At 59.0% G+C, this 8,984-nt stretch carries 6 protein-coding genes and 2 pseudogenes; 2 read left to right on the top strand and 6 right to left on the bottom strand.

Translation table 11 applies throughout. The annotated features are described in order from the left end of the window. The 5 genes and pseudogenes from AC0L2A_RS35410 to AC0L2A_RS35390 form a co-directional block, all read right to left on the bottom strand. A pseudogene (locus tag AC0L2A_RS35410) lies at positions 1-272 on the bottom strand (glutamate acetyltransferase); the annotation flags it as partial. Between the two features lie 137 nt (positions 273-409). Continuing rightward, positions 410-1,285, bottom strand: coding sequence for a hypothetical protein (locus AC0L2A_RS35405; RefSeq protein WP_473612830.1), 876 nt, complete (start codon positions 1,283-1,285; stop codon positions 410-412). 132 nt (positions 1,286-1,417) lie between these two features. After that, positions 1,418-2,266 carry a helix-turn-helix domain-containing protein gene (locus AC0L2A_RS35400; RefSeq protein WP_473612829.1) on the bottom strand — a complete coding sequence of 283 codons (849 nt, stop codon included), beginning with the start codon at positions 2,264-2,266 and terminating at the stop codon, positions 1,418-1,420. Between the two features lie 126 nt (positions 2,267-2,392). Next, positions 2,393-3,346, bottom strand: coding sequence for a LysR family transcriptional regulator (locus AC0L2A_RS35395; protein WP_473612832.1), 954 nt, complete (start codon positions 3,344-3,346; stop codon positions 2,393-2,395). A 485-nt stretch (positions 3,347-3,831) separates the two neighbouring features. Next, positions 3,832-5,253 (bottom strand): alpha,alpha-trehalose-phosphate synthase (UDP-forming), encoded by a 1,422-nt coding sequence (locus AC0L2A_RS35390; RefSeq protein WP_473612827.1) that lies wholly within the window; start codon positions 5,251-5,253, stop codon positions 3,832-3,834. A 1,816-nt stretch (positions 5,254-7,069) separates the two neighbouring features. Between AC0L2A_RS35390 and AC0L2A_RS35385 the strand changes: the two genes are divergently transcribed. After that, positions 7,070-7,261, top strand: coding sequence for a hypothetical protein (locus AC0L2A_RS35385; RefSeq protein WP_128372442.1), 192 nt, complete (start codon positions 7,070-7,072; stop codon positions 7,259-7,261). Between the two features lie 628 nt (positions 7,262-7,889). On the opposite strand, the gene AC0L2A_RS35380 is transcribed toward AC0L2A_RS35385, so the two are convergent. After that, the gene (locus AC0L2A_RS35380) at positions 7,890-8,138 is read right to left on the bottom strand and encodes a hypothetical protein (protein WP_473612826.1); all 249 of its coding nucleotides are present in this window, start codon (positions 8,136-8,138) and stop codon (positions 7,890-7,892) included. Between the two features lie 632 nt (positions 8,139-8,770). On the opposite strand from AC0L2A_RS35380, the pseudogene AC0L2A_RS35375 reads away from it, so the two are divergent. After that, positions 8,771-8,984: pseudogene (locus AC0L2A_RS35375) on the top strand (hypothetical protein); the annotation flags it as partial.

Here is an 8,984-nt window from a genome sequence, read left to right as displayed (position 1 = left end):
TCGGCAGCATCGGCGCAAATTGACGCAAGGGTACTTGGGAAATCCGCAACGGCCATCCTGCGGTTCAGGGTCTTCGAGGCCGTGGCGGCGTCCACCTGGTTCGGCACCATTTGCATGGCATTCTGCCACATACTAGGATCCAAGTTCAGAATTGAGCCTTCGGACAGTTTCTGGATCAAGCCTGAGCAAATCCTCTCCGCTTCGAGGGGGCCGCTGCTATGGGCGCCGATTACCAGGAAGAGGCCCGCAGTTGTTTCTGCGATGGGGTTCATAGTTGGTTTCTTATAGAAGCGGGGCCGGAGTTCGTCGGCACCGCTGTCAGCCGGACCTGATCTATGACGCCGGCGAGGTTTCTTCGAATTGACACCGTCGGTTGGTGCGCTGCTGCTTTCGAGACCAATCATGAGGATTAGACCTGGGGCGTGATGTCTTGTTGTGGGGTCGAGCCCCCGTTAAAGAAGTTCGTGGCATTCATAAACCGCTCGGTGGCATTCTTATTCACGATCTCCTGGAAGTTTTTGTAATCGGGGCCGCCGTTGCGGATCCGGCGAGTCTGAACGATATTGGTAACCTCGTTATAACTTATGTCGACGTTGACGTATCGTGTCGACGAGCACGAAGATTTTAGATCAAGGAAGTACTCATTGAACGTGACTTCTCGCAGAACAATTGCTCCGTAGTCGTAATATCCGCCTGCCCCGTTATCGAGAAGGTAGCTTTGGTAGGTGCATGTCAGAGCCTTGTACTGCTGAGACTTGCTGTTGGCGCTGAAGGTCAGGTTGCCCATCTCAGTGAGGAAGGACTCGAAATCCGTTAGCAGAGACGCCCCGTCAGTGACAATCGCCTTCGCGATCAAGGAGAGGAACGTGGCTGAAACGGAGGTGCCAGCAAATTTGTTTGAGTAACCTTTCTGTTTTTGCCCTCCCATCGAAAGGTCGGGAATGTTGCCCACAACGTTCGTCCATGTGTTGATGTCAAGTTTTTCCGAATCAACCTTAGGATAATGGGTATGCATGTAGTCGTGAATGAGTCCTCCTATAGCCAGAAGGTTGTCCTGATTTTCTTTCATGATGCCGCTGTACGCCGGGTCATCGGTCTTCTGACCAATGAGGTGAAACTGTACTGTTCCTTGATCGTTGGCGATGGTGTCGTCACTGGGGCGCGCAGCACCTGGCTGGGCCAAAAGAAGGGACTTGGCGCCGAAAAACGTGCTCGCCGCCTCATAGTTCTTGTCCGAATAGCTCTGTTCATGCCCTTGAAAATGCGCTGCGACCGCGTTCAACATGCTTATCTTCCTTTTCTGAGCGTTGCTGTAAAAGCCGCAAAGTGCCTGGAGTGGGTAAACGCTTGAGTATCAGGTGATCTTTGCGTGTCTTCATTGGCTGTATACCAGTTTGTTCCGATCCCCACCTTTGCGTCAGGCAGACCTTTCTCTGCGCGCAGCCATTTTGCGATAGCGCAGCGGCGAGAGCCCATGGATCGCCTTGAACGCCGTGGAGAAATTGTTGCTGTTTTCGTAGCCTAAGGATTCAGCGACCTCGGCCACGCTTTCATGCCCGCTTCGCAAGCGGGCGGCAGCCTCCATCATCCGGTAGTGCCGTAACCAGGTCATAGGCCCGCAGCCAAAGGCAGCCTCGAAGCGGTTGACGAGCGTTGTCTTGTTGGTCCCGGCTATGCGCGCCAATTCGCTGAGGGCGATCTGCTGATCGACTCGCTGTGCCAGCAGATCGCAAGCCTTCTGAACGAGGGGGTCGGCTGAAAAGAATAGCGGTGCAGAACGCCGCGCGATCTGAGCGACGCAGGCGGTCAGTCTGCTCACAACTTCCTGCTCGATCAGTGGCCACAACAGGTAATCGGAATACCCGTCGGAGAAAACCGCCTCTCGGTCCAGCCTGTCTTCGGAAACCAGGGCTAGTTGCACCAGTCCGGAAGAGAGCTCCGCATGACCGTACCCATGTTGCTCCCATTCGCGGCAATCGATGATGACGATTTGCGCGAAGCGCCCCGGCCGCAACAAACGGTGCTCAAGGATATCGATCTGCCGCACATCGTTGGGCAGATTGCCGAAGATCCGAGAACTCGCAATTTGTGCCAAACATTTACCTGCCAAAGGGTCCGGGCCAAGATACGCGGCCAGAATCGATGCATGCACCTCGGTAACACCCTGAGAACATGGCCTGCGAAAGCCCTGACCCGGCCGAACGGCGGTCGAAGAAGGTGGGTCTTGGTTTGTGTAGTTGGCTGTAAGTGTGAATGCCTTCTTCACAGCAGATGCTCGGTCAGCGCGCGTCGGTTTCACTGAGTTGGGACAGCGGAACCAGCATCCCGTCCCGATGGACGAGGGGGTAATGAACTGGCTCGGTCCTGAAGATAGTGCCAGACTTCGATCGCATCACGCTTCTTCCCTTGGCGAAGCATCAGCCGTTTGCCCTCTCATTTTCGATGGATGCGCCAGCTCTGTTCCCGCCGCCGCTGCGGCGGCAATCTTGTGGCGCAGCCAGTGATGCTCTGGGTCGCGATGGCAACGCTCGTGCCAAATCAGCCCAACCTCGTAAGGCGACAGTTCCACCGGCGGATCGACAATCGCTAGGGGGAGCAAGGCGGCGATCCGTGTCGCGACGCGGTGTGGTACAATCAGCACCAGATCGGTCGCCGCGATGGCTACAGCGGCCGTCAGGAGGTTGGAAACCAGCACCGGATCGCGATCTTGGATGTGTAAATTTGCCAGATCGTCATGCACCCTCCCGAAGCCGCCCTTAGAATCCGAGTCGATGGCAGCGTGGCGCAGGGCAGCGAAGGCCTCGATCGTCCATTCCTGCGCCAGGGCTGGGTGTTCGCAACGTAGCAGGCAGGCGAAGCGGTCAGTATAGAGCCTGCGCCGAAAGAAGCCCGGTGGAGTGCCACCGGTCTGCCCAACGGCCAGATCGATCTCGCCTTGCTCAAGCCGCCGGAGCGCGCCGGTTAGAAACGAGCCGGTGACGATGTCGAGATTGGGCGCGTGCTCGCGCAGCAGGGGTAGGAGAGGCGGCAGCAAGATCAGGGCTTGATGGTCGGGTATCGCCATTATCGTCTTTGATCGCCATTCCCCCTGACGGTTCACCATCCCGCGGAGCGCATCCAACACCGGCGGCAGCATTCGGGCCAACCGTTCGGCCTGCGGCGTCGGGACCAAGCCGCTCGAGCCGCGAACCAAAAGATCGTCATTGAAAATGCCACGCAGCCTTGTCAACGCTCGGCTCATCGACGGTTGGCTCAAGCGCACGTGCCGAGCCGCATGCGTGACGTTGCGGTGCTCCAGCAGCGCCTCAAGAGACAACAGTAAATTCAGGTCAAGGGATGCCAGCATATGCTGTTGCCGTGCGGCGCGAGCACCCTCGACAATCAGTCGTGGCCGCTCACGCGTGTTTGAAGAGATCTGCCGACTGCAAGAGAGCTCACCCATGCCTTTTTCCTCTTGTTCTAATATGGAATGTGCTCAAGCTAACGTCTTGAGATCTGGCGTGCGGTGTAGGTCGATGCTGCTTACCACATCAGCGATGTCGCCAACCGGGTGGTCGACATCTTCAATACACGGGGTCTCGATCAGCGAAGCGATAACAGTCGAATGCTCGACACCGACGGATCCGGCGACGAGAGCCCTATTGCGGATCGGCTCAACTAGTTCGATGAGTGGCCGCAGCCGCGAGTTCTTCGCTCCCGTCCCAGCACAATCGGTTACAACCCAACAGGGTAGGTGGTCTGCGGTCGTCGCCATCCGGCTTACCCACAGCACATTAACCACGCCTCGGCGAGGCCCGAATGCTGCCCTGATTCACTTGGTCGCGATCAGCCTCATGCTGGCAAGTCCTCCGCCTGGAGGTTGGCGAGAAAGTCGTGGCACCATCGATACACATCGTGGCCGTTGATACTCTTCTTCATTGCGCCCCAACGCTCTTTCCGTTCGTCTGGCGACATGCGAAATGCCTTTTCCGTGGAGGCCGCCACAGCCTCTGGGTCATAGGGATTGACAAGCACCGCTCCCTCCAATGCGCCAGCGGCGCCAGCAAACTGCGAGAGAACGAGAACGCCCGGATTGCTTGGGTCTTGCGCAGCCACATATTCCTTCGCCACCAGATTCATGCCGTCGCGGAGCGGCGTCACCAGACCAACGCGTGCCAGTCGGTAGAGGCCGGCCAGTTGCAGCGGGCCATGGGAACGATTGGTGTAGTGTACCGGTACCCAATCGATGGTTCCAAGTTCCCCATTGACACTTCCCACCAGTTCGGCGATGTGCTTTTGCAGCGCCAGATAGGCCGGTATTTCCCCGCGGGATTTCGGGGTAATCTGCAGCAGTAGCGTCTTGCGGACGCGATGGCTGTTACGATCAAGGAATTGGCGAAACGCCACGATGCGCCGATCGATGCCCTTGGAATAATCCAATCGGTCGACGCCAATGGCGACGTCACAGCCAGCAGTCCTCTTGTAAACTTCCTGCAGATCCCCGTCGCGCGTCGCCAGCTCTGCGAGGTCCTCGAACTTGGCCGTGTCGATACCGATTGGAAAGACCCCGCAGCGAAACTCCCGCCCTTTGACTAGGTAGCTACCGTCTTTCATGAGACACCCTGGGTTTCGGCGGCGGAGACATTCGGCGAAGTTGCCAAGATCGTCGTCGGTTTGAAAGCCAACAAGGTCATAGAACGAAAGCGCTTCCAGCAATTCTTCGCATTGCGGCACGGTGGCGAGGATGTCCGCCGGCGGCCATGGAATGTGCAGGAAAAAGCCGATGCGGTTGAGGCAGCCGCGCTCGCGCAGTTCTTTCCCTAGAGGGATCAGGTGATAATCCTGCACCCATATGACGTCTTCCTCGCGGTGGAGCGGCATCAAAGACTCTGCGAAGAGTCGGTTAACGCGGTAATATCCTGACTTTCTCGCGTCGTTGTATTCGGCGAGGTCGACACGGCAGTGGAAGACCGGCCAAAGAACCCTGTTGGCGAAGCCGTAGTAATATTCGTCCAAATCCTTCTGCGAGAGATCGGCAAGGGCATAGGTGATGCCGTTGGCCTCCTGCATCGTCGGTGACACCTGGTTCTTCTCGGTTTTCACCTTCCCCGACCAGCCCATCCAAAGGCCGCCCCGTTGCTGGAGCGCTGCGTTCAGCGCAATGGCCATTCCGCCCGGGGGCAGTGCCCCGTGCTCGTCGGGCAGCGCAACCCTGTTTGACACGATGACCAGTCTACCATCTCCACCGTCCCCAACACTCATAATGTTCTTCATGGTCACTCCTGTTGCCTGCCAGCTTTTGGCTTCGATCTCAGCCAAGTTAGGGACGGTGATCAGGTGGGACAATCTCATTAGGCGTATGGCAGAATAGCGCACACAAATAGGCACTAAGCGGGGCAGGAACTGAGCTCCCAAAGCTTCGGTTTTGGATCATGTTTCTCCTGAGTTTTTTAACCGAGAGCGTGGGCCCGATTCCGTACACCACTAGTGTGGCAGACCGGCGCCTCCGGGTTCGCGATGAGCGCATCAACCTCCCAAACTTCCCCAGAGCTTTGTCAGCACGTCCAAGAATTCGCCCGCGCTCTTGTAACGATCGGCTGGGTTGGGTGTCGGCCAAAGCCGAAATTCAACGCCGCGACCCGACCATTGGCCAGAGGCGCTTTCATTGGCTGCGATCGCGCCGAATGCGCCTGGTGCCTCAAACCTGGTGGGCTGACCAACCGGATTGCCTTCCTGCGCAAGCTGGAAATCGACTGCTTCATCTTGCGGCGTCGATCAACACCCGTGCCATTGTGCCCTCGACGATCTTGAAGAAGCTTTCGGCATCACCGAGAGAAGCCAATGGCAAAGCTCTTCGGGAACGGCCTGCGGGTTTGCGACCGCGTTGCACATAACCGTTGCTCTCAGCGCCATCAGGAACGACCGGCCTGACATCCTCGGCGCAATGCCGGACTCGAATACCATTCGATCGTGGAGAGCGACCGCTCGATGCGCCCGCCCTGGTTACATTCGGCTTGAGCAAGCGCCCACTGAGGCGCCCGTATCGGAAGTCGGCGCGCATTCGTCGAGGTCGATCTGCGGCTGACGGAGAGTGGCAAAAATTGTATCGCCGATGTTGTCACAATGCTGAGCGAGTATCGGATTCCGCTGCGGCCGAGGCCGGCGAACGAAGCTAGTTCGAGCGGCGGCTCTCTAGTCTAAGCCGAGGGATGCCTGACTGAACGGCACCCGATCGAGCTGCGCAATCCCGACCAGCTGACGCCCGATCCTATCGAGATAACAGCGCCTCGCGGTAAAGCGGGTTCTGCCTGCCGCATCGACTGCCGCGCCTCCGCCAGATTGAGCGGCGTAGAGCCTCCAACATTGGATTCGCGGTGCCGCTGTCCTACCCAGCGAAGGTCGTGTTCGTCATCTCCGCGGTTCGCGTCCATCCGCGCTGGCCCATCTGATGCGCGCTTCGCCCTGCGGACAGCAGACAGCGAAGCCGCCATGGCCGCGAACATCTCGCAATGGCGGCTCGATTCCAGGTCCCACCCGCCACTTTGGCGAGGTGATCCGTGCAGGTGCCGGGCGTGGGATCATGCCATCCATCCCCTGACCTCATCATTGCCATCGTCCTCCTTCAGCTGGCCGAGCTGCGCCGTCTTACCGAGTGTCAGCCTTTGCCATCGCTTCCTGCCCTCCCTGCCGCGCGTCACTGTGCCCTGCTCGCATCGCCTCACGCGGGAAAGAATGTCGTTAACGTCATCCTGTGCGGCAAATGTCACAGCGATAAGACAGAACGCAGAAACGCTAGGCATCGAGGATGCCGAGGCCTCAGTCATCCATGAGTTCGAGTCCTGCAAGCGGCCGGCTCTTTAACCGGCCTTCCCTGGCGCTCGCGCGCCGGCTGGGGACACATTGTCAGGGCTGCCTTAGCAACCCTATTGCAGAATCAACCGGACCCGTCGCCGACCTAATCAAAGGGGCTCTCGCACACAAAGCGGTGTTTGGTTCATCGGCGATTTGAATCAAATCCGTCTGTGGATATTAACGAATGCGCGACCCTCACCTCGTAGACGGCTAACGCGGGCGGCAACTGAGAGGGTCAATGACAAGCGATTTTTCCGCCGCGCGAGTGCATCTGGATCGAGCGTATCATTATCTGCGAGGTGATGACCCGATGAGCCGGAGGGGGCGCGAAGCCTTGGATTTGCTGATCGAGGCGGTTGCTGTCGAAGAGTTCAAGCAACCGCGCCAAAACGCGGAGGTGCTAACATTTCCGATTAAGCGCCGCTTCTGAGGCTATCTCCATGGTCGCAACCATGAACATGGTGTGCAAACACCCTCAGAATACTGCCCGTCCAGGCATGAGCCGAGCCTGTCCTCACAACCATCCGAATTGAGCTGCCCTTAGTGTAGGTTCCATCATCGATGTCGGCGGCAGCTATTCCGGAATGGCCGCCGCCCTGCAGTTCCGCCGCGTCCGCGCCAGGTTCTAGACTAGTGATCGACGCCGGGCTGCGGCGGACGCTTTTTGCCAGTCATTCGTCTGCTTTCCTGCCCCAGGACGACGTCGATCCGGCCAAAATCGCGAAGGGTCGCCTGAGCAGCTTTCGCGTTGCGAGACGCTCGCCTGGTACGACGGAACGGTCGAACGGGTGAGGGGAGCCGCGACTCTTTCGGCTTCCGACTCGCCGACGGCCCTCGGCAGATGGCCGTTGTAATGGACGCGCATGTTTGCCCGCTGCAAGGCTGCAGAGAACTCTGCCCTGGAGCAGGCGGATCCTTCGCGGACTGTCCCGGCGCGGCGCTGCATTCCATAAGCTTGTTCGTTGGTGGCGACACGCTCCTTGTTGGCCTTGAAGTGCTCCCAGTCGATATAACCCGGATTCAGGTCGGCATGACTAACCGCCACTCGGCCATATTATTCACCTTGATCTGCGAGACGCCGCCGCCCGGCCGGCGCCGACCACGCGTTCGACCGTAGAAGAAGGCGCCGGCATATCTCGGTTATGCAGGACCTGGAGGATGCGGCCGTGCTGTGGCGGCGCCCACATGCGTTCGCTGCGGTTCCTGCGCAGTCGTCGCGGGAACAGGATGCCGTTGTCGAGTGTCACCTGCCGCTGAACGTGACAGGCCAGGATGAAGCGGCGCAGGTTCGCGCCCCAGGCCGCCAACAATCCCCGCCTGCAGCGGCGCCACGAGCCTCTCGCCGCTCGGTGTCACCCAGCACTCCCAGCGATAGCGCATCACCCCGGCCGACAGAACCAGATCGCACACCAGGACCGTCTTGTATCCCTTGAAGCGTGAGCCCGTAGGACCGCTCTCCGTAACCGTCACCTCGTGGCTCACGCGACCGCCGTCGCGCTTTGCGCCGCGACGGCGTCGCTTCGCCTTGCCAGATGCCGGCTGCTTTGCCCATTCCGACGGCTTGGTCGGCTTGTCCGGAGGGCGATCTTGGGGTCTGGATCTCGGCGCGCAGCACCTGGTTCTCGATCTCAAGGCTCTCGACCCGGCCTTGAAGACCGCGCACTAAGCCGATCAGCGCAGCAAACGGCCCGCGGAGCTGAGCAAGCGACAGGCCTTCAAGCGAATCAGTCGGTGGTAGCGTCACGCAAATGGTGAATCACGAACGCGCTCGCCGCAAACCCCCTCCGCCCGGAAAATCTGATCCGGTTACGGCTCTCGGCGTGACCCAGAGAGCTGGGAGAAGCCTATGCAAGACTACAAGTGTAACACCATATTGGTTTAGCGGATCAAGCTTCGGTGGTAACCTCATGGGGTAGAGAAAGGACTTGGAGGCTGAGCAATGGATCGCGACAGCAAACGGACACGCGCAGCTGAAAGTTCATCCCGCGACGGGAGGAGGGCCGAGGAACGCCGCAACCACCTTGACCTTCCAGACGGGCCACTGACCAATGTTGCAGAACGGTTAGTAACCGCTAACCCGCGCGATACAGCACGCGATCTTGGGAGCTTCAAATCCGCCGAGAGGCAAGCGCGACGTGCAGTTCAGGACGTTG

This window comes from Mesorhizobium sp. WSM4844 (assembly GCF_055811775.1).
Note: the sequence above shows the minus strand (reverse complement) of the source record. Positions and strands in the feature narration are given on the sequence as shown.